The sequence below is a fragment of the Bradyrhizobium sp. Ses1 genome (assembly GCF_059512365.1).
Genome location: NZ_JCAMOQ010000018.1, coordinates 60808 through 81303 on the forward strand (window position 1 = coordinate 60808; position 20496 = coordinate 81303).

A 20496-nucleotide genomic window follows, 5' to 3' on the forward strand; every position below is an offset into this window, starting at 1 on the left:
GACACCAGCCGCGGTTCTGAAGACTTACGGCGAGAGATACAGCTCCTCGGCAACTCCGGCCCTTTCACGCCTCCCGCGGAGTTCTTTGGATGAGGTGGAAGCAGGCCCGGCATCCACATGGCTAAAGACCAAGAGCGCGCTAGTGCAATATTCCGGGCACTGAGAAAAGGTATTCCGCAGTCGAAAGTTGTTCATAGCCGTCGCGATGGCGAGCGCCGGCCAGGCCATCATGGCCAGCAAACAGTGCGGAAGCTCGGCGAGCGAGCTTGGCACTAAGTAATGAAAAAGACGCCGTTCAGCGAGCCGCAGCAGTCGTTTGGAGGAGCCGCCGGCAAAATAGGCGGTCAGACGGCAGCCGAGCCAGGCCGGCGGCAGCAGTTTCTCAGCACGGTGTGCGAGTTCAGCGGAGAAATTAGAGCCGTCCAGCTCCGAATGCTTGTGTTCGAAGAATACGACCATCGAGCCGCCAGACTTTAAGAACTTCAGGCCCGTCTCGAATAGATCCCGGAACTTCAGTAGGTCTTTCCGCTCGACATGCATGAAGACTGCTTCGAAGCTGGCGGCGCCCGGATGATGGGAGCGCACCGGATCCTCGTTGTCTGGCATCAACTCCCCAAAGCGCATCTGCACCGCGATGGGCACCAACTTGGGCATCGCATGGCGGAGAGGACTATCCTCCTCCGATACGAGCAGGATGCGATTCGTCGAGGCGTGCCCATGGCCCGCCCAACGCTGAATCAGCTGTGAATCCAGCCACAGATGATGCCAGATTGGAACGTTCGGAATCGATCCGGCCTTGCGGTTGATCTGGCTGAGAAGCCGCAGGTAAGAATGCCGCCACGAGCTCAAGTATCCGGCCAGACGGCTACGCACCTGATCGAAAACGTTGGGACCACTGTGCGACATAGTTGCCGGTGCTTGGACCAGAGGTGAGGAAAGCCCCGCCTTTTCCTCGATCTCGGGCGGGAATTTCGTACCCCCCTCCGGGAACTTTAGAGAAGCCCAAGCTGCAACCCCGGAAACCCAATAGAAGTGATCAGCATGGTCCACCGGCGAGCCCATCCGCCGATGTAGATCCTCGATCAAGCGTGCGGCGTGCTGGCGAATCTCGGTAAGAGGCGAAGGTAGATCGTCCGCATGGAACACTACGTCCCGTTCCGCGAATCGCCGATGCTCCCGGGTGGTCCATCGAGCAAGGCTGGCTGCGATCTTCGCGGGATTGCCGGCCCCGCAGCTGAGCATGCTTCGTTCTTGAGCCGCGGATTGGAGTTCCAGCATGAAAAAATCGTCCGAATCGTCGAGAAGGCAGAAGTCCTGGGATGGGACCAATTCGGGAACAAAACCATAGTCGCAGTATGAGTTGACATATCCCAACGGGACTTCCGGCCGGATCGCGAGCATGAAAATCAAGTGATACCGCGCCAGCAGCGTGTCCTTGTTCACCTGCCAGTAGATTTGATTGTGGGTCTCGCAGGTGAGAAAGCTCTGTGTGACCGTCTTACCGATCACCGTCGGGTGCAGATTGTCGAAGGCAAGCCGCACCAGGGGCCGAGGGGCCATCGTCAGCGTACCGTGTTCGCGATCAACCATCCCGCTCAGCGTAGGAAGCACCGTTTCGGCGCAAGCTCGCAGCGAGGGCGCCATGACGCTCCGATGCCCTTCCGACAACCTCTTCACGAGCGTCCTCAGCGACCCGTTCGCCAGCACGAAATCCGAATTCATGAATACGAAGGTCGTATTCGTCTGCGCCTCTCCGCTGTCGCGAATGCCTCGCGCATAGGCCAAAGTCAGCGTTACGCCGTAGTTACCCGACGTGATGAGGTCGTCGATGAAGATGTACTTGACGGGGCAAAGCGCACTTAGTTTCCGAAAGATCGGCAACTCGTCGAACTTCTGTCGGCTGTCGGTCGAGGTCAGAATGACGATCTCGAGGGCGGTTTCCGAGGCAAGGAACGGCAAATTGCCTTCTGCAAGATAAGAGGGCAGCGAAATGCTCGCAAATTCCTCAATATAGCGTGCACCCCAGATCGCAGTCAGGAACTTGACTTTCGTCTTCATATTCGCACTCACGTTCTGATCAGCGCCATGATGCAGAAGTCAGTCCACGGCCCTCGGAAAACGGCGGCTTTCTAAACCCCAAGCTGCAATCGCTAAAGTGTTTTGGAGCAATTGCAAGAGCCGGTCTATCACCCGGCCAATCAGGCGAACGGAAACCCACCAAGTAGCTGAAAATACTTGAATTTCAAATGGGTACACGGAATCGACGTCGAAATGTCCAAACTTGCCTTCGGTTTATGAGCCGTGTTAGCCACACAACCGGCCGATTGCCAACATTAAACAGTCATCGCGCCCGGAAGTTGGGGCCTGGTTCCAGCTGTGTCACAGACGCTCGAGTTTCGGTGCCGGAATGACCGGATTCCATAGCCGCCTACGCCAGGTCTCACCAGAGGTCATCTATTCCGATGGGGGTTTTCTTGCCGCGGACGACTCGGTCGTTTCGCTCTTGAAAACTCAGGCAAAGGACTCACAAAGGAGACGATGTCGCCTGTGCTTTCACGCGAGTGCGGCTGCGGGGCAACAGGAGATGCTGATCGTCATGCACCGCAGCTCTTATGTTCGCCCGCATCGCCACACGTCGAAGGTGGAGACGCTCACGATCGTCGAAGGAAGTTGTGACGCACTGCTGTTCGATGAAACTGGTCGTGTCACGCAAGCGATACCAATGTCCGCGCCACCTGGCGATGGGTGCTTCTTCTACCGTATGCCGGACGGCATCTTTCACACACTCGTCTTTAGGTCTGAGTGGCTAGTGTTCCTCGAAACCACAATTGGCCCCTTCGATCCCGCTCTGACTGAGCAAGCAGCCTGGGCTCCCCCCGAGACCAGTCCTGAAGCCGGGTACGCCTATTTGTCCTCTCTCCGCTTGCCCGAAGCCTGATATGCTCGGGAGCGGGCACACGCTTTGTACATCGAGCAAATTCAGTTAAGAGTTGGCGGACGAGGTGCTTCGTCCTCGCGCAGCTACAAATTTGGAGAGAAAGATGGGCTGTCTAGTTTGCAGCAGTCACGCGGTCACGCAACAACTGGATGTCGGAAAGCATCCGGTGTCGTCCTTCTTTCTTCGGGAGCGGAACGCCGCTGAACGCGAATTTGCGCTAGCACTAGGTCAATGTGAGACTTGCGGGACGATACAGTTGATGCAGCCGGTGCCTCACGAGGCTCTTGTCCCGCCATACGACTGGCTTTTCGCGCGCGAGCCCGAAGGACACCTCGACACGGTCGTTAACCAGATCGTTGAACTGCCCGGCGTGAACAAGGAGAGCGTCATCGGGGCTCTGACGTCAAAGGACGACACCACCGTCGACCGCTTCAAGGCCCTGGGTTTCCGCAACACCTGGCGTGTGGAGCTGGCCGGCGACCTTGAGATAAGTAATCCAGCGGCGAACATCGAGACCGTGCAAAAACTGACGGCGCCGGCCCGGATGGCAGCAATCGCCGCGCGTCGCGGGCCGGCCGATATCCTGATCGTGCGTCACATCATGGAACACGCCGAGGACCTAAACGCCTTCATCTGTGGAATCGCGGCGCTCGTGAAACCCGGCGGGGTTGTGATGGTGGAGGTCCCAGACTGCAGTACGAGCCTGCGGCTTCAGGATTATTGCATGGTCTGGGAGGAACACTCGCTCTATCTCACACCTGAGACGTTCGCCCCTCTGCTCACGATCGGCGGCTTCGAGCCGATCCGGACGGACATCTATCCGCTGCCGTTCGAGAATTCGCTCGTGCAGCTCGCGCGAAAGACGGGCGTACCTGGACAGATCAAGAGCTCCGATGCAGCTCGCGCTCAGGTTGGCCTACTGCCGCAATATGCGCGAGCATACGAGCCGACCCGCCAGCAGCTGCGCGCCAAGCTTGAACGCGCGCGCGCGGAAAAGGGACCGATCGCCTTGTTCGGCGCTGGCCACCTCGCCTGTGCGTTCGCGAATTTCCTCGGCGTTGCGGACCTGATCGAGTTCGTAGCGGACGATACGCCGCAGAAGCAAAACAAGTTTCTTCCAGGTGCACGCCTGCCGATCCTGCCTTCCGCGGCCCTGACCGAACGCAAGATTGCGCTTTGCTTGCTGGCGTTATCGATCAACAACGAGGATACAGTGATCGGCCGCAATCAGGCCTTCGTGCAATCAGGCGGAGTATTTCGCTCCATCTTCAAGGCAAGCCCACGATCGGTCTTCGCGGACGGTGCGCCAAACTAAGGACGAGCATCATCGCAGCCCTGCAACGGGTGCTCGGCAATATCAGCGCAGCATATGGAACTGAGGTTACGTCGAACAAAATGACAGTGCACACGACATCGAGTGCCACGGATCGGGTGGTGATCTCCCCTTCGCCTGGCGGCCCGTTCTCCGTCGCATTCTCCGACGTGGCGGATGCCGTGCGGCTGGCGTCGGTCTGGTTGCACGCAGGCTGGATCGATATCGTCTGGAGATTTCGACGCACCCGCATCGGCCCCTTCTGGCATACCTTCAGTCTCGCGTTCTTTGTACTGGTTATGGGTTTGCTATGGAGCACGATCCTAAAACAAGACCCCTACCACTATTTCCGCTACGTCACCGCCGGCATGATTGTCTGGGGTCTCATCGCCTCCTTCGTCACAGAGGGAACTGGCATCCTGGTTTCCGGGCAGGCCACAGCGCTCTCGATGCGATTCCCATACATCGCATTCGCGTTTGCTCACGTCTGGCGCAGCCTGTTGCTGTTCGCCCATCAGTTTGTGTTTTACGTTGTCGTAATGGTTGGTACATTGACGTCTCCGGGATGGGTGGGCCTGCTAGCAATTCCGGCCATGGTCCTCGTTATCGCGAATGGCATATGGATAAGTCTCCTTTTGGGTATCGCTTGCCTGCGCTGGCGGGATCTAATCCCGGCGACCGCAAGCGCGATGCAGATTGCGATGTTCGCGACGCCGGTGTTTTGGCCAAGGGATATGTTAGGCCCTCAGTTCGGTTTGGCGGCTGACCTCAATCCGCTCTTTCACCTCGTACAGATTCTACGCGAGCCTCTCTTGGGCGCAGCCCCTTCAGCTGTAAGCTGGACGTGGTGCATCATCACGCTCATTGTAGGTACTCTCTCAACTCTTTGGGTCTACGGCAAACAGCGCCATCGTCTGCCGTACTGGTACTGAGGACGAGCAAATGGCACGGCTCAAGGTCGAAAATGCCTGGGTGGAATTTCCCGTTAAGCTGACGCAAAATCTCAGGGCGGGAATATCGCGAACAGGCGGCCGCATCGACTTCAAACGTGGAGTGGTCACGGCGCTGCAGGACATCTCCTTGGACTTGCGCGAGGGCGATCGCCTAGGATTGATGGGCCACAACGGGGCCGGTAAGTCGACGATGCTTCGCCTCCTGGCCGGCGCCTATCCTCCCTGCCGCGGCAGGGTCACCTCCGTCGGACGGATTTCGACCCTGTTCAACACAATGCCGGGTCTAAGCATGGATGGCACCGGGCGGGAAAATCTGATCACATGCGGACTGCAACTTGGCCTGAGCCGGCGCAGTATCCTCGCGAAGATGGACGAGATCATTGAGTTCGCCGAACTCGGCGACTACATCGACCTGCCCGTCAGGATCTATTCTGCGGGCATGTTGACCCGGCTCGGCTTCTCGATCGCCACGTCCGTAGATCCGGAGATCCTTCTGCTGGATGAGGGTCTAGCGACCGGCGACGCCCAGTTCGCCCAGAAAGCCGAACATAAGCTCCACGATCTGATCGCCAGGTCCTCGATCCTGGTCATCGCCTCGCATTCAGAGACCTTGCTTGCCAACATGTGCAATCGATGCATCCTGCTGGAGCACGGTCGGGTCCTCTCAGATGGCCCGGCTCAGAACATGATCGAGTCTTATCGCGCGTCCGTCATCGACTTGGCCCGCGCCGACAACGCCGAGGCGCTGCATCGGGCCTATGTCTTGGCAACTGACATGGCCCGGCGAGGAGAACGGCCGCCGCTGGAATTGGAGGAACAGGGACTGCGGTATGCCCTCACTCTCGCGCCCGACGACGCCGGAATGCTGCAGCGTTATGTCAGCGTCCTGACTGCTCAGCATAAGCCAGTCGATGCAGGGCTTGAGGCACGAATGATCTTAACGGTTCTCGAGAGGGATCCTTCGCGCACAGAACTGATTGATCGCCTCAGGACGATTCTGGCCGGCTCGCCGGAGCTGCCGGCCGCAATTCGCCCTCGTGCACTCGCAGTAACGGCCTCAGCAGCAGTAGCCGACAACTAAGTGATCGGGCTAGCTGCTATAAGAAGACATCAGATCGGTCGGTAGCTGGCCAACACTGGTGCTGGTCTCGACTGTTCCCATAAACGGTACATCCTGGTTCTTACGATAGATGATGCCGATCGCGATTGTTGGCACGGCGGTGCGATCCTGCACCGTCTCGCGTTCCACCTTGCCGATGTTTTCGAGGCGCTGCGTCAACACGGGGAAATACGTTTGATACTGCCGCGCCGAGGCGAAGATGTTCTCGTTGGACGCCGGCCCTTCGTACCACATATCGATCACCTCGTACTGATTGTATCCGGCGAGGTCGAAGAAAAAGCGGCTGGTGTAGCAAAAGTATCCGTGGTCCACATATCCGATGCTGGGCACCAAATGCATGATGAACCCGCCCGGCCTTGTTGCCGCATGCACGGCAGCAAACACATTCATCTGGTTTAAGATGTGCTCGCTGGTGCCGTGATTGAGGACGGTGTCGTAAATACCGGCCATCCGATTCGGCAGGCGCGAGGTGTTGAGATCTACGATCGTGGTCTTATAGCCATCGGCAATATCGATCGCGTCGTATTCCATGCTGGCGGCTTCCAGCATCTCGCCGACAAACGACTGGTTCAGAGGCTGTCCCGACGCATCGGAAAGCGATCCTGCCGCGAGCCTGTCGGCCCAAGCGCCCAGATCCACCCGGGGCACAGGATTGTGGCGTTTCACGAAATCAACCACCTCCCCAGTGTTTGCGAAGTACAGATTGGAACTTCCGAAATCAAGCACTTTGCGGCCGGCCCCAAGCAGTCCGTACTTCTCCATCACATGGACCATGGCCATGTTGATTCCCATCATATCACTCCGTGCAAGAACCTCTGGTGCAACCGCCGGCGCGGTCCCGAACTCTCCTTTAGCACGGCCGTCACGGACCGCGCCACTAGGAGCGAATGACTGCCCGGACCGTCCGCACCCGCAGCGTCCTTGCAGTCCTAGTCATAACAGAGGCGCTCGCGGGCAGCAGCGCTTTTTCTATCGGAAATCTCTCGTCACCATCCGTGGCGGGAGGACGCGCCGTATACGCGAATTTTCCCGCTCCGATCCGGCTTTCACGAGTCTATTCAGGCAACGTGCAGGTTTCGGCAGAGAGCGCGAAGCAAGCTCAGGAACGGGCCAGAGAGGCACCGCATCCTTTGCAATCTTTCGACCGCCCTCATTCAAGAGAGCCGGATGCCCCGGCCCGGTGCAGTGCCGCCCCTTCGCCTAGTGATTGGCGGCGACCACCGCCAGACCGGCCGCGATTATTCCGACCGCCAGCAGCTTGCGAGTGTTGAAGTGTTCCGACAACACGAAAAAGCCGAGAAGCGCCGCGAAAACGACACCGCATTCGCGGAAAGCCGCGACGACGGCCACAGGACTAAGACTTAACGCCCACACGAAGACGGCAAAAGAGCCCGTCCCCATCGCGCTCGCGACGACAGTTCTCACCCTGAATTTGCTCAGTTGAGACCACAATGCATTGCCCTGGACAACCCGGGCGACCACAGCGAATGCGACGCCGTCCAGAAAGATCAGCCAGATCGTGAACGAGAACCATCCGATTGGGCTTCGTGCACCGTAGGCATCCACTACCGAGTAACCCGCGATCATCGCGCTCGTAGCGAGTGATATAAGCGGCAAACGAAGACCGATGACCGACAGTAGCTCTCCTGAGATGAGACCAAGTGCACCCACGGAAACAAGGGCTATGCCGATGAGCTGCCCCGTGTTTGGCAACTGCCCGGATACGAGATATGACAATAGCGTCGCACAGATTGGCACCGACGCTCGTATCAGAGGGTAGACCTTACTCAGGTCACCCTGTTCATATGCAAGTCCCAGAAAAAGCTTGTAGCCGATGTGAAGCGATATTGAGATCAGGTAAATCGGCCAGAGCGAAGGAGGCGGACAAGGAACAACGAACAAGACTGGGACGACGAGCGAACTGCTTACCAGTCCCATGCCGGCGAGCAGCGGTGGTGTGCTCGCGCCTTTGACCAGTACATGCCAAGCGGCATGAAGGGCGCCTGCAAGCAGCATCAAAAGTGCTGCTGTTGTGTCCATCTTTAGCGCTAGCCGCTGTTGTCCAGCAAGCCTGGCTGGCCTTGAGGCTTCCAGGTGGGAGGCGAAAAGTAAGGATTACTCCGCCGCTCAAAAGCCTGACTGGCAATGACATGACTGGAGCGCGACAAATTTAGCTTATCGCATTCTTCCCTCGTGAAATAGCCCAAGCGGAGCGTCTCATATCCGTCTGGGCATGGAGAACCACCTATCACGCGGCCCTCAAATGCGATTGCGGTGTAGTAGCATATGTCGGCGTTCGGATAGACCACTCGAAATTCCGAACCACCGAATACTCCGATCATTCTGACGAGGTCAATAAGAAGACCGGTTTCCTCCCAGCATTCCCGCACGGCCGCATCGGACGGGAGCTCGTCCGGATCAATTGCGCCTCCAGGCAGTGTCCAAAGGCCCGTATCGGCGTCCTCGGCCAGAAGTATACGCCCGTCGGGATCGAAAATGGAGATCGAGACGGCCGTTAGCGCAACCAGATCGTGTCCAACCTTCGCCCTGATCCCGGCCAAGTAGGAAGATACTGGCATTTGCTTTTATCCCCATTTAGTCTTGCGTCGACTACCGAGAGGCCGTTCATGTCCTCATGCCGTGCCACGGCCAGCCATTGGACGCGTGAACGACATGAATTCCTGTTTTGAGCACCGAACTCGATCCTAGCGCAATAGCAGACATGTCTATGCAGCGGCAATATCAGGATAGTATCGGCAAGCTTGCCTGCATGTCCAATCGAGGGACTACAGCTTATCCGCTGCTTCTACTTCTGTGCATCCAGATCGTGGTCCAATGCTTGAATCTTGTTGTTGTATCCAAGCTCATATATGTTGACCCGCTGCTCGGCACTGTGAAGTTCGATCCTAGCGGCTATCACATATTCTACGATCCGAACAACCTGCGAGCGGCACTTGTTTCCGTTGCCATTCTTGCACCTATCACGGCACTTTTTTGGGTTGCCCGCGTCAGCTTCGGCTACATCGTAGCGTTCTATCTTTACATGGTGGCGCTCGGCTACATGTGGCTGAGTTCATTTTCAGACCTCAAATATGACCACGCGCTGTACGGGACATCAGTCGCTGCAGCGACTTTTGCTTTTGTTCTGCCGACCCTGTTGATCTCCTCACCCGTTAGACGGAGGCTCACCCTCTCGAAGCGGGCGTTCGACAACACGCTCAAATTTATCCTCTTGATTGCCGCAGTCACGGTAGCAATCGGCGCATACTACAATTTCAGGCTCGTCGGGATGTCGTCGATTTACGAATTCCGAAACGACCTCGATTTTCCCCGACCGCTTAAGTACCTGCTCTCGGTCAATGCGAGCGTGCTGCTTCCATTTGCATTCGCGGGCTTCGTTGAGCGCGGGAATCGTTGGGGAGCGGCGGCCGCCCTGCTACTTCTGCTTCTTCTTTATCCGGTTACCCTGACCAAAGTCGCCCTCTTCGCACCAGTTTGGCTTGCCTTCATATTGCTTCTGACTTCGCTTTTTGAAGCGAGGCTATCGCTCGTCTTATCGTTGCTTCTGCCGACGCTTGTCGGGTTGCTTGCGATAGCGTTCGGGGCGTGGACGTATTTCCTATTGATCAACTTTCGGATGGTCGCGATCCCTTCCGTAGCGCTGGACATTTACAGCCACTATTTTTCGAGCCACAGCTACACTTATTTCTGCCAGATTTGGCTCCTCAAACCCCTCATGCCGTGTGCTTACCAAGACCCGCTGTCCGTGGTGATGGAAGGGACCTATCACCTCGGCTTCTTCAATGCCTCGTTGTTTGCAACTGAAGGCATCGCATCAGCGGGTCCCTACCTTGCTCCAGTTGCCATTTTCCTGTGCGGATTAATCATTGCGCTTGGGAGCCGGTTGTCCGCGGGATTGCCACCTCGGTTTATTCTAACCTCAAGCGCGATCATGGCTCAGGCGCTGCTCAACGTCCCGCTGTCGACTGTCTTGCTCACGCATGGTCTGGCGATCCTGTATCTGCTTTGGTATATCACGCCGCAGAACCTTCATTCAGTCGACGAAGAGCGCTGAGGAGAAACGCAATCCCGCGCAGCCGGTTCAAGACGACGCGTCCAGCAAATCATGCGTATCCTGATCCTCAACGCCGACTACCCGCGGTTTCTTGCCCGGCTCTATCGTAGCCAGGCGGGACTTGAAACTGCACCCTACTCCACCCAAATGGCCGCGCGAAACAACAGCCTGTTCGGTGTCGCGGACTTCTACTCGAAGAATTTCTCCGCGCAGGGCCATTCCGCGGCGGAGATCCATGTCAACAACCCTTGGCTGCAGGCGGCCTGGGCTCGGGAGCATGGCATGGCCGTGGCAGCCATCGGGTCAACCATGAGCGCCAGTAACAGGCTTCCCGCTTGGCTGCTGCAGGCGGTCGCTCCCTTCAAGCCGATGCTGCGGCCGCTCGCCCGCAAGGTGGGGCTCAGCCCGAAGCTCGATGAACAAGCCGAAAGAATCCTGCTCGCCCAGATCGAGGATTTCAGGCCCGATCTAGTGCTGAACCAGGACACCTTCCATGCCGATACCGGCCTGATGCGGCGCATCAAGGGGATCGGCAAGCCGATCCTGGTCGGCCAGATCGGAATTGCACCGTCCCGCGGCGAAGACTGGTCGGTCTATGATCTGATGCTGTCGCAACTCGCCGCCACCGTGGGTTTCTTTCGTAGCCTCGGCGTCCGCGCCGAAGTGAGCCACCTCGCCTTCGAACCTTACGTGAACGATGCGCTACCTCCCGCACCGGCCATGGACATCGACATCTCCTTCGTCGGCACCGTCTCGGCCGATCATCAGCAACGGATCGCGCTATTGGAGGCAGTTGCCGCGCGTTACGATCTCAAGCTGTTCGGCAATATCGCGCCGGGCCTCCCCGCCTCCTCTCCGCTGCATCGCTGCTTTCAAGGCGAGGCCTGGGGCACTGAGATGTATCAGGCCCTGCGGCGGTCGCGCATCACGCTGAACTCCCACATCGACATGGCCGGCCAGGAGGCCGGAAATGTGCGGCTTTTCGAAGCGACCGGCGTCGGCACGTTCCTGCTTACTGATTTCAAGGACAATCTGCACACGCTGTTCGACCTTGACCGCGAAGTCGTGGCATGGCGCTCCATCGACGAGTGCATTGAAAAGATCGACCGATATCTCGCGGACGATGCAGCACGAAAGGAAATTGCTGCTGCCGGTCAGCGCCGCACGCTGAAGGCGCATAATTACCGCGAACGTACCCGCGCAATCCTAGCCGCCGTCGAAAATTCGTGACCATCCGGCGCGACGGGATGGACGGAATATTTCCTTGACGCCGGGGGGCAAAGCAGCCACATTGCCCTCAAAATAGCCGCTTTGCGGTTGATTTTACTCACCTTTTTCGGCCAGCCGATGGATAGCGTCGAACACTGTCGCTTTAACGATCAGCTCTACGCGATCATCGTTCGCGCCTCCTTTCGGGAACCGGGGATCACGTTTTTCTCCACACCCGAATTGTCGCAGCAGCTTGCCTATATGAGCCACCCCAAGGGCAAGAGCATTGCGCCGCATCGGCACAACAAGGTGACGCGCGAGGTTCACTACACCCAGGAAGTGCTGGTAATCCAGAAAGGCAAGCTGCAGGTCGACTTCTACACCGAGAGCGAAGAATATCTGGAGAGCCGCGTGCTCTCGGCCGGGGACATCATTCTTCTGTGCAGCGGTGCGCACGGATTCGAGGTGCTGGAACCGCTCGAGATGATTGAAATCAAGCAGGGCCCCTACGCGGGCGAAGGCGACAAGACGCGCTTCCCCGAGGCGCCAGCGGCTGTGAGGCGGATCAAGGGTCCGGTTGCGTGACGCAGGATTTCGTTCCAGTCAACACGCCGCTCCTGAACGGAAACGAAGCTGAATATCTGGCCGAGTGCGTTCGCACCGGATGGATATCTTCGGAAGGCCCATTCATTCCGCGGTTTGAGGCGGCGATGGCGCAGATCGCGGGACGGCGCCACGGCATTGCCGTCACCAACGGATCCGTTGCGCTCGATATTGCCGTTCACGCGCTTTCGCTCGAGCCGGGCAGCGAAGTCATCATCCCGACGTTTACGATCATCAGTTGCGCATCCGCGGTGATCCGCGCCGGACTTGTTCCCGTCGTGGTCGACTGTGATCCGAACACCTGGAATATGACCGCGGACGCAGTAGAAGCAGCGATCACCTCGAAAACCCGCGCAATCATGGTGGTGCACATCTACGGCCTGCCGGTCGACCTCGACCCAATCCTTGAACTTGCGCGCAAGCATGGCCTTCGCGTGATCGAGGACGCTGCCGAGATGCACGGCCAGACTTATCGCGGCCAGCCCTGCGGCAGCTTTGGAGACGCGAGCACGTTCAGCTTCTATCCGAACAAGCACGTCACGACGGGCGAAGGCGGCATGATCCTGACCGATGACGCGCAACTCGCCGACCGGCTGCGCAGCCTCCGCAACCTCTGCTTCAAGCCCGAGCAGCGTTTCGTCCATGAAGAGCTTGGATGGAACGCGCGCATGACCAACCTGCAGGCCGCGCTCGGCGTCGCCCAGACCGAACGGCTGGGCGAGATGATCGACATCAAGCGCCGGACCGGCCGACGCTATGACGAGCTCCTGGAAGGGCTCGATCTGATCCAGCGCCCTATCCCCCGCACCAATTACGCTGACAACGTCTATTGGGTGTACGGCGTCGTCCTGAAAGACGCGGTCGAGTTCGACGCCAAGGAAGCGATGCGCCGGCTTGCCGGCAAGGGCATCGGCACCCGTCCCTTCTTTTGGTGCATGCATGAACAGCCCGTCCTGCGCAGAGCCGGCCTGTTCGCGAGCGACTCGCATCCTCACGCGGAGCGGATCGCGCGCCGCGGCTTCTATCTCCCGAGCGGCCTTGGATTGACGGACGACCAGATCGTGCGATCCGCACAGGCGCTGAAGGAGATCCTTGCTTGAGCGCCTTCGAACGCTACGCGCCGTGGTATGACCTCCTCTATCAGGACAAGGATTATGCCGCGGAAGCATCCTTTGTGGACGTGCAACTCCGTCGTCATGGCGCTACGCCCGGTACGTTGCTCGATCTCGGTTGCGGCACCGGCGTACACGCCCATGAATTCGCGCGCATGGGATGGACAGTCACCGGGGTCGACATCAGCGCAGACATGATCCGCCGGGCCGAGGCGCGCACGGGAGGCGGTTCGGAACACGTTCGATTCCGGCAGGGGGACGTCTGTGAATCCGGCCCGGAGCGGGATTTCGACGCCGCGGTCGCCCTGTTCCATGTGGCAAGCTACCAGACCAGCCGGGGAAGACTTCAGAACATGCTGGCGAGTGCGGCCATCGCACTCAAGCCGGGCGGTATTCTCCTGTTCGACTATTGGTATGGCGGCGCCGTACTCGCGCAAGGCGTTGAAACCCGTGTCAAGGTCGTTGAACGCGCGCCACTGCGCGTCACCCGGATCGCCCAATCCAACCATAATGAGGCCAGCGCGACCGTTCAGGTCAACTACACGCTGTTCTGCGAGGACGTTGCGCAATCGACGATCCATCGGATCGACGAAGCACACCACCTCCGCTACTGGTTTCCGTTCGAGGTCGAGGCGCTTCTCGGCGCGACCGGTTTCGAACCAATCGGTCACTATGCGTGGCTGTCGACGACCAGCCCGCCGAACTCGCGAGACTGGGCGGCTTACTCTATCGCCAGAAAAAAGACGGTTCAACCGTGAGGCAGTTTCACGTTGGCGTCGTGCTGGAGTTGCCGCTCGAGGTTGGCGGCGGCTTCCAGCAAGGGCTTAGCGATATCACATGGCTGCGCGGCTGGGCGAAGACGGCCGACATTGGTGTGACCGTCTTTACTACTCAGCCGAACAATATCGCCATCCTGGCTGAACTCGGCATCGAGGCCAAGCTGTTGCGGATTGGCTGGTTCGACCGGCTGTTCCTGTTCCTGAAATACTGCGGATGGTTCGATCTCCTGCAGTACGCGTTGCATCTGTGTCCGCCCTTTGAAAAGCGGCTGATCCGGGAGCAGGTCGACATCGTCTATTTCCTGACGACGTCGAACTGGCAACTTGTGCTCTACAAGCTGCCTTTCATCGTCACGATATTCGACGGTTGCCACCGCGATTCGCCGGAATTCGACGAGGCGCGCGAATTCGCCGAGTTCGAACGCCGCGAAATCGTCTTTCGCAGCGCCAGCACCAAGGCAGCTTTGGTCGTCGCCAACGCCGAGGAGGTAATTGACGCGCTGTGCCGTCGTTATGCGATGGAAAGGAATCGCGCGGTTTGTATCCCGTTTTCGCCATCGCCTTATGTGACACGGTCGGGTGAGGCTGGCGAGCAAACGGATGCGGACGGCGCGATCCTGCGCAAGTACGGGCTTGAGCCCGACTATCTCTTCTACCCCGCCCAGTTCTGGTCTCATAAAAATCACGCAACCATCCTGCTGGCGATGAGTTTGCTGCAGGAGCACGGGGTACAGACAACGCTGGTGCTATGTGGATCGGATCGCGGTTCGCGTAGCGCAATCCAAGCCTTAGCCGCGCAACTCGGCCTTGGCGACCGCGTGCGTATCCTCGGCTTTGTTCCCTCTATCGAACTCGGCCCGCTCTATCGCAACGCAGCGGCGCTGGTGATGGCAAGCTACTTCGGTCCGACCAATCTGCCGCCGCTCGAAGCCTGGTCGGTCGGCACGCCCGTGATCTATCCCGAAGCCTTCAAGGCGCAAGCCGGCGATGCCGCCATCCTGTTCGACTACGACAATCCCGCTTCGCTGGCGGAAGCCATCGTCAAGGCCAGCCTACCCGAGGAACGTGCCCGGCTCGCCACCGCGGGCAAAGAGAGGCTCGAATATTTTGCGCGCCAGATTGACGACGGACATCGCGAGTTCGCGCAGCACCTTCTGAGACTGCGGTACCGCCGCTACCCTCGGATCTATTGAGGACCGCGGACGATCCTATCGGGGGATCGTCGCGATTATCTTTTCGCGGATATTTCCGATCAGCAACGGGATCGCCGCCACTCCTGCAACCACCAGCCAGATCGCACATTCCGCGAAGAAGCGCTGCATGCCGGTCCAGGATATCATGGAGCGGATCATAATTCCCAACCCCCAGCCTGCGATTATCGTCGCACCCATTACCCCCGCCAGAAACGCCAGGTGACGGAACGGATGCATGAGCGTTTGACGCATGATGACAAGCGTCAACAGACCGAACTGAACCAGGAGATCGCTCGTCACGATCGCGGCCGCCGCGCCGAGCGGGCCCAGTTGAGGGATCAGCAGCAGCGATAGCACGAGAAAGACAATGAGCTGCAGCCCCTTGCTGCGTACAAGAAGATCGGCCCGGTTGCTGTAATTGGCATAGCTTAACGCCAAGATCGCGGGCGCGGCCACGCTGGTGCCGATCAGCATCGTCTTTGCCAGCAACGGATCGTAGGGAATGGCACCGCGGGTCCAGAGCACGAAGAAATCGGGCCAGAACGGCAACAGTCCCGACACGACCGCACTGGCGAGCACCGCCACAAATACCGAACCGCGGGCATAGAGCGCGCGCAACCGTTCGGTCGCACCAACAGCATAGTCGTGGCCGAGTTCAGCAGCCAGCGGAAGAGTTACCTGCAGGCAGAGCGCCCGCAATAGCCCAGCCGCAACGCGGATCAATCCCCATTGTGCGACAGCGACGCGATCGGCTACCAGCGCGCTGACCAGGAGCACCGGGAGGTTCATCAGCGCCAGCTCGGTCGCGCCAGCGATTCCGAACGGCGCGGCCTTGCGTAGCTGACCGACCATCCAGCGCATGGGACGTCTGCCCCGCGCCTTGCGCAGGAATGGATGCAAGCGCGATGCATCGATGGTGATCAGATAGACCGCAATCAATATCTGCATCGCGACATAGGCGAACGTGACGGCAAACAAGCTCGCTGTCACGACAATAGCAACCAACTGCGCGACCTGTCCGATCAGCGTTCCGAAGCTCTGCAACCAGACAGCGCGGCCGTACAGGCCCCGCGCCCGATAGAGTGCCGACACCAGACCCGCCGGAAGCGTGAGCAGCATACCCGCCGTCATCGCCACAAAGGCAGCATCGAAATTCTCGATCGCCTCGAACCGGAACACCGTGGACGGCGAAACAGCCAGCGCCGCTGCCAGCACCAGACCGACGAGCAGGACGCTAAGCCAGAGGTAGAGCCGCATTATCGCAGCATAGAATGTCGTGGTGCGGCCGTCGCAATCAACGCTGGACTTGAATGAGAAGAAGCGATTGATGGCACGAAGCTGCAGGCCGGCATCAGCAACCAGCACAAGGTTGCCGATCGCATAGATGACGAACCAGGCGGCCAGCTCCTCGCCGCTCCAGAAATGCAGAAAGACAGGAACCAGCGCGACCTGTTGGATGATCCCGAGCACCATCTGGAAAATGCTGGCGGACCAACCCGCAAGCAGCCGTCGTGCCCGGGTCGGGGGCGAAATGCCCGCGGGGACGTTCTCTCTGCCGCGCGCGTTTGGCTCTTCGATCAAGTCCGGGGACCCCTTTGACGTACAGAGGGGGCTAGCAGCAACCCGATGGGATGTCGATACTTGGCCCTCGTGCCAAAACATGCGGCAAGCGGGCTCTCATGGACCACAGAGGCCACTGGCGCGGAGCAGCCACCCGAACATGAAAAGCGCACCCGGTCTTGCGGATGTCCCTAAAACAGATCCCGGCCGCCTTCCCTTACGATCCCCGCCAAGCCACTCAAAACATCAAGTCCGCCATGCCGTTGCTGGCGGGAGGCAGACCTTGCCGGGAGGTTGTCCGGCGCTATTGTAGCGCCGCCGTTCGATCCGGAGTCCCCGTAATGCCCGTCCCGCATGCATCGCAAGCCCTGTCCCGATTCACAGTTCTCGACCTCACCCGCGTCCGCTCCGGCCCCACCTGTGTGCGGCAGCTCGCGGACTGGGGTGCCAACGTCATCAAGATCGATGCATTGACGGAGGACGCCGGCGGCGAGCAACCGGGCGGCCCACGGCATGGCTCGGACTTCCAGAACCTGCACCGCAACAAGCGCGCGATGACGCTCAATCTCAAGGATCCGAAAGGCCTCGAAGTATTCAAGCGGCTAGCCGAACAGGCTGACGTTGTGGTTGAGAATTTCCGGCCTGATGTCAAAGCCAAACTCGGCATCGACTACGAGAGTCTCCGCCAGATCAATCCGCGCATTGTCTATGGCAGCATCTCCGGCTTCGGCCAGGACGGGCCCTACCATAAACGCCCGGGGTTCGATCAGATCGCGCAGGGCATGGGCGGATTGATGTCAGTGACCGGCGCGCCCGGCGGCGGCCCAATGCGGGTCGGTATTCCCATTGCCGACCTTGCCGCTGGCCTGTTCTGTGCGATCGGCATCCTCACGGCGCTCCTGGAACGCGACGTATCGGGTGAGGGTCAATGGGTACAAACGTCGCTGTTGCAGGCGCAGATCTTCATGCTGGATTTCCAGGCCGCGCGCTGGCTGATGGAAAAGGACGTGGCGCAGCAGGCAGGGAACAACCACCCGACGTCGATCCCCACCGGCGTGTTCAAGACGTCGGATGGTTACATCAACATCGCCACGACAGGCGGACGCATCTGGGAACGCTGCGCACAGGCGATCGGGGCGCCCGAACTCATCAGCGATCCCGACTATGCCACGGCTCCGGCACGCTCCAAGAACCGCGACGCGCTCAACGCGAGGATCAACGAGCTGACGCATAAGAAATCCACCGAGACCTGGGTCAACGAGCTGAACGCAGCCGGCGTGCCCTGCGGCCCGATCTATTCCATCGACCAGATGTTCGAGGATGCGCAAGTGAAATATCTCGGCATCGCCCAGGACGTGCCGAACGCAGAGAACCGCCACATCCGACTGGTGGGCCAACCGGTGACACTGTCACGGACGCCAAGCACCATGGCGGCGCGCCCGCCGGAATTCGGCGAGCAGACCGACGAAGTGCTGGCGGAGTTCGGCTTCAGCAAGGATGAGATCGCCGAGCTCAGGCAGCGCAAAGTCGTGTGAGGCTTTACGCCTTCGCCGGCCGCAGCCGGCGAGTGGCGCCGCTAAGCGCCATGTCGATCAAGGGCCAGAACAACAGGACGATTGCGAGCGTCGTGATCGAACCGACGAGCCCGTTCGACCAGAACACCTTCATATCGCCGCCGGAGCCGATCATCGATAGCCGGAAGGCATCCTCCGCGCGGTTGCCGAGCACAAGCGCGAGCGTGAACGGCGCCAAGGGAATGCCGATCTTCTTGAAGACGTAACCGACCACGCCAAAGCCCAGCATCAGCCAGATATCGAACATCGCATTCTGGATCGCGTAAGCGCCGATCGCACAGGACACCACGATCATCGGCGCAACAGCGGCAAACGGCACGCGCAGGATCGAGGCGAAGATCGGCACCGTCGTCAGCACCAGGACCAGGCCGACGACGTTGCCGAGATACATCGAGGCAATCAGGCCCCAAACGAAATCCTTGTGCTCGACGAACAAGAGCGGCCCAGGATTAAGTCCCCATACCATCAAGCCGCCGAGCAGGATGGCGGCGGTTCCAGATCCGGGAATTCCGAGCGCAAGCATCGGAAGCAGCGCTGAGGTGCCGGACGCATGCGCCGCCGTCTCCGGCGCAAATACGCCCTCGATACGGCCTTTGCCAAAACTGTCCTGGTCCTTGGCAAAGCGTTTGGCGAGATTGTAGCCCATGAACGAGGCGGCGATCGCGCCGCCCGGCGTGATTCCAAGCCAGCAACCGATGAAGGATGAACGCACCAGCGTCACCCAGTATTTCGGTAGATCTTTCCAGACCGACAGCACCACGCGCAGGCTGATGCCGGCAGCATGGCCGCGCAGCGCCAGACGCTCTTCCATTGTCAGCAGGATTTCGCTGATGCCGAACAGGCCGATGACCGCGACCAGGAAGTTGATGCCGCGGAGCAGCTCGGTAGAACCAAAGGTCATGCGGAGCTGGCCGGACACGGTGTCCATGCCGACGCCGGCAAGCAGAAGACCAAGTGACATCGAGATGACGGTCTTGTGCTTGGCCTCGCGGCCAAGACCGACGAAGGAGCAGAAGGTCAGCAGATAGACCGCAAAGAATTCCGGTGGCCCGAACTTCAGCGCGAACGACGAGATCATCGGGGCAAGAAACGTGATCAGGAGCACCGCGACCAGCGAGCCGATGAAGGACGAGGTGAAAGCAGCCGTCAGCGCTTCCGCCGCCCTGCCCTGCTGCGCCATCGGATAGCCGTCAAACGTGGTCGCAACAGACCAAGCTTCGCCGGGAATATTGAACAGAATAGAGGTAATGGCGCCGCCGAACAGTGCCCCCCAGTAGATGCAGGATAGCATCACGATGGCCGAGGTCGGGTCCATCGTGAACGTCAATGGCAACAGGATCGCCACGCCATTCGGCCCACCAAGCCCCGGCAGTACGCCGACGAAAATGCCGAGCACGAGCCCGACCATCATCAGTAACAGCGTTTTCCAGGTGAGGAGAACGGCGAAGCCATGAAGGAGCAGGCCAAAAGCTTCCATGACTGAAAGTCCCGCCGATCGATTAGTAGCCAAGGGCCGCTTCGAGCGGTCCCTTCGGCATGATGACGTCGAAGGCGATGTCAAACGTCACGAACATCGCGGCGGTGAAGATGAAAGCGGTGAGCAGAGACTTCCACGCCGCGATCTTGCCGACAAAGCGCATGAAGCCAGCGATCAAGAGGAAGCTCGCAACATAGAGCCCAAGGAATTGCGTGGCGAGACAGAACAAGACCGTCGGCACGAACACCGCCATGACCCGGCGAAGTTGTGCCCGTGTCACAAAGATCTCGGAAGCTTCCTTGCGCGAGAAGATCGCTGCAAGCAGCCCGTAGAGGCTGGCGCCGCCAAGAACGATCGAAAGGTAGAACGGGAAGTAGCCCGGCTCGGGGCCGGTCGCATCCCACGCCGCGCCCGTGCGCCAATTATCCCATCCGAGCGTGACGGCAAGCGCGAGCAACACGAGCGACACGACAGCGTCCACGACGCGATTGCTGGTCACCGCGGGTGAATTAGCTTCCGGCGCAGTCGGATCGTCGACGACGATTTCGATATCGGTGTTGGACATGGAGGCAGACGGTTCGGACGGGCGCT

Annotated in this window: 18 protein-coding genes; 11 read left to right on the plus strand and 7 right to left on the minus strand. The window is 59.4% G+C overall.

All coding sequences use genetic code 11. The features are described 5' to 3' along the window. Positions 1–24: 24 nt before the first annotated feature. Entirely contained in the window at positions 25–2058 is a 2034-nt protein-coding gene (locus AC5ZG5_RS21295) for a hypothetical protein (protein WP_456643117.1), read from the minus strand. 349 nt (positions 2059–2407) lie between these two features. On the opposite strand from AC5ZG5_RS21295, the gene AC5ZG5_RS21300 reads away from it, so the two are divergent. The 4 genes from AC5ZG5_RS21300 (at position 2408) to AC5ZG5_RS21315 (ending at position 6284) form a co-directional block, all read left to right on the plus strand. Continuing rightward, positions 2408–2938 carry a WbuC family cupin fold metalloprotein gene (locus AC5ZG5_RS21300; protein WP_456643118.1) on the plus strand — a complete coding sequence of 177 codons (531 nt, stop codon included), beginning with the start codon at positions 2408–2410 and terminating at the stop codon, positions 2936–2938. 52 nt (positions 2939–2990) lie between these two features. Beyond that, on the plus strand, positions 2991–4253 hold the full coding sequence (locus tag AC5ZG5_RS21305; RefSeq protein WP_456643119.1) for a methyltransferase domain-containing protein: 1263 nt from the start codon (positions 2991–2993) through the stop codon (positions 4251–4253). 80 nt (positions 4254–4333) lie between these two features. Further along, positions 4334–5182 carry an ABC transporter permease gene (locus tag AC5ZG5_RS21310; RefSeq protein ID WP_456643120.1) on the plus strand — a complete coding sequence of 283 codons (849 nt, stop codon included), beginning with the start codon at positions 4334–4336 and terminating at the stop codon, positions 5180–5182. Positions 5183–5192: 10 nt separating this feature from the next. Beyond that, positions 5193–6284 (plus strand): ABC transporter ATP-binding protein, encoded by a 1092-nt coding sequence (locus AC5ZG5_RS21315; protein WP_456643121.1) that lies wholly within the window; start codon positions 5193–5195, stop codon positions 6282–6284. Positions 6285–6293: 9 nt separating this feature from the next. Here the strand turns inward: AC5ZG5_RS21315 and AC5ZG5_RS21320 are convergent, their stop codons facing one another. The 3 genes from AC5ZG5_RS21320 to AC5ZG5_RS21330 form a co-directional block, all read right to left on the minus strand. Further along, entirely contained in the window at positions 6294–7115 is an 822-nt protein-coding gene (locus tag AC5ZG5_RS21320; protein ID WP_456643122.1) for a class I SAM-dependent methyltransferase, read from the minus strand. A gap of 408 nt (positions 7116–7523) precedes the next feature. Next, positions 7524–8363, minus strand: a complete 840-nt coding sequence (locus AC5ZG5_RS21325) for an EamA family transporter (RefSeq protein ID WP_456643123.1) — start codon at positions 8361–8363, stop codon at positions 7524–7526. Positions 8364–8371: 8 nt separating this feature from the next. Then, a complete protein-coding gene (locus AC5ZG5_RS21330) occupies positions 8372–8902 on the minus strand; it encodes an NUDIX domain-containing protein (protein WP_456643124.1) in 531 nt (176 codons plus the stop codon). 149 nt (positions 8903–9051) lie between these two features. On the opposite strand from AC5ZG5_RS21330, the gene AC5ZG5_RS21335 reads away from it, so the two are divergent. The 6 genes from AC5ZG5_RS21335 to AC5ZG5_RS21360 all read left to right on the plus strand — a co-directional run bounded on the left by AC5ZG5_RS21335 (position 9052) and on the right by AC5ZG5_RS21360 (position 15294). After that, positions 9052–10398, plus strand: a complete 1347-nt coding sequence (locus AC5ZG5_RS21335) for a hypothetical protein (protein WP_456643125.1) — start codon at positions 9052–9054, stop codon at positions 10396–10398. 51 nt (positions 10399–10449) lie between these two features. After that, on the plus strand, positions 10450–11628 hold the full coding sequence (locus tag AC5ZG5_RS21340; protein ID WP_456643126.1) for a CgeB family protein: 1179 nt from the start codon (positions 10450–10452) through the stop codon (positions 11626–11628). A gap of 117 nt (positions 11629–11745) precedes the next feature. After that, positions 11746–12192, plus strand: coding sequence for a cupin domain-containing protein (locus AC5ZG5_RS21345; protein WP_130223574.1), 447 nt, complete (start codon positions 11746–11748; stop codon positions 12190–12192). Next, positions 12189–13310 (plus strand): DegT/DnrJ/EryC1/StrS family aminotransferase, encoded by a 1122-nt coding sequence (locus AC5ZG5_RS21350; protein ID WP_456643127.1) that lies wholly within the window; start codon positions 12189–12191, stop codon positions 13308–13310. Before AC5ZG5_RS21345 ends, AC5ZG5_RS21350 begins: the two co-directional genes overlap by 4 nt. Next, a complete protein-coding gene (locus AC5ZG5_RS21355; RefSeq protein WP_456643128.1) occupies positions 13307–14080 on the plus strand; it encodes a class I SAM-dependent DNA methyltransferase in 774 nt (257 codons plus the stop codon). Before AC5ZG5_RS21350 ends, AC5ZG5_RS21355 begins: the two co-directional genes overlap by 4 nt. Next, the gene (locus AC5ZG5_RS21360) at positions 13999–15294 is read left to right on the plus strand and encodes a glycosyltransferase (RefSeq protein ID WP_456643129.1); all 1296 of its coding nucleotides are present in this window, start codon (positions 13999–14001) and stop codon (positions 15292–15294) included. The genes AC5ZG5_RS21355 and AC5ZG5_RS21360 overlap by 82 nt, the downstream gene beginning before the upstream one ends. A gap of 15 nt (positions 15295–15309) precedes the next feature. Here AC5ZG5_RS21360 and AC5ZG5_RS21365 read toward each other — a convergent pair whose 3' ends face one another. After that, a complete protein-coding gene (locus AC5ZG5_RS21365; protein WP_456643130.1) occupies positions 15310–16875 on the minus strand; it encodes an MATE family efflux transporter in 1566 nt (521 codons plus the stop codon). Positions 16876–17195: 320 nt separating this feature from the next. Between AC5ZG5_RS21365 and AC5ZG5_RS21370 the strand changes: the two genes are divergently transcribed. After that, positions 17196–18389, plus strand: coding sequence for a CaiB/BaiF CoA transferase family protein (locus tag AC5ZG5_RS21370; protein ID WP_456643131.1), 1194 nt, complete (start codon positions 17196–17198; stop codon positions 18387–18389). A 4-nt stretch (positions 18390–18393) separates the two neighbouring features. On the opposite strand, the gene AC5ZG5_RS21375 is transcribed toward AC5ZG5_RS21370, so the two are convergent. Further along, positions 18394–19905 carry a tripartite tricarboxylate transporter permease gene (locus tag AC5ZG5_RS21375; protein WP_456643132.1) on the minus strand — a complete coding sequence of 504 codons (1512 nt, stop codon included), beginning with the start codon at positions 19903–19905 and terminating at the stop codon, positions 18394–18396. Between the two features lie 22 nt (positions 19906–19927). Continuing rightward, positions 19928–20470, minus strand: a complete 543-nt coding sequence (locus AC5ZG5_RS21380; RefSeq protein WP_130223586.1) for a tripartite tricarboxylate transporter TctB family protein — start codon at positions 20468–20470, stop codon at positions 19928–19930. Between the last annotated feature and the right edge of the window lie 26 nt (positions 20471–20496).

Bases quoted from the DNA above. Each gene is read 5' to 3' on its own strand.
- AC5ZG5_RS21370 (WP_456643131.1), top strand. From the start codon at position 17,196: ATGCCCGTCCCGCATGCATCGCAAGCCCTGTCCCGATTCACAGTTCTC.
- AC5ZG5_RS21325 (WP_456643123.1), bottom strand. From the start codon at position 8,363: ATGGACACAACAGCAGCACTTTTGATGCTGCTTGCAGGCGCCCTTCAT.
- AC5ZG5_RS21300 (WP_456643118.1), top strand. From the start codon at position 2,408: ATGACCGGATTCCATAGCCGCCTACGCCAGGTCTCACCAGAGGTCATC.
- AC5ZG5_RS21380 (WP_130223586.1), bottom strand. From the start codon at position 20,470: ATGTCCAACACCGATATCGAAATCGTCGTCGACGATCCGACTGCGCCG.
- AC5ZG5_RS21315 (WP_456643121.1), top strand. From the start codon at position 5,193: ATGGCACGGCTCAAGGTCGAAAATGCCTGGGTGGAATTTCCCGTTAAG.
- AC5ZG5_RS21310 (WP_456643120.1), top strand. From the start codon at position 4,334: ATGACAGTGCACACGACATCGAGTGCCACGGATCGGGTGGTGATCTCC.
- AC5ZG5_RS21330 (WP_456643124.1), bottom strand. From the start codon at position 8,902: ATGCCAGTATCTTCCTACTTGGCCGGGATCAGGGCGAAGGTTGGACAC.
- AC5ZG5_RS21345 (WP_130223574.1), top strand. From the start codon at position 11,746: ATGGATAGCGTCGAACACTGTCGCTTTAACGATCAGCTCTACGCGATC.
- AC5ZG5_RS21340 (WP_456643126.1), top strand. From the start codon at position 10,450: ATGCGTATCCTGATCCTCAACGCCGACTACCCGCGGTTTCTTGCCCGG.
- AC5ZG5_RS21320 (WP_456643122.1), bottom strand. From the start codon at position 7,115: ATGGGAATCAACATGGCCATGGTCCATGTGATGGAGAAGTACGGACTG.
- AC5ZG5_RS21295 (WP_456643117.1), bottom strand. From the start codon at position 2,058: ATGAAGACGAAAGTCAAGTTCCTGACTGCGATCTGGGGTGCACGCTAT.
- AC5ZG5_RS21375 (WP_456643132.1), bottom strand. From the start codon at position 19,905: ATGGAAGCTTTTGGCCTGCTCCTTCATGGCTTCGCCGTTCTCCTCACC.
- AC5ZG5_RS21335 (WP_456643125.1), top strand. From the start codon at position 9,052: ATGCAGCGGCAATATCAGGATAGTATCGGCAAGCTTGCCTGCATGTCC.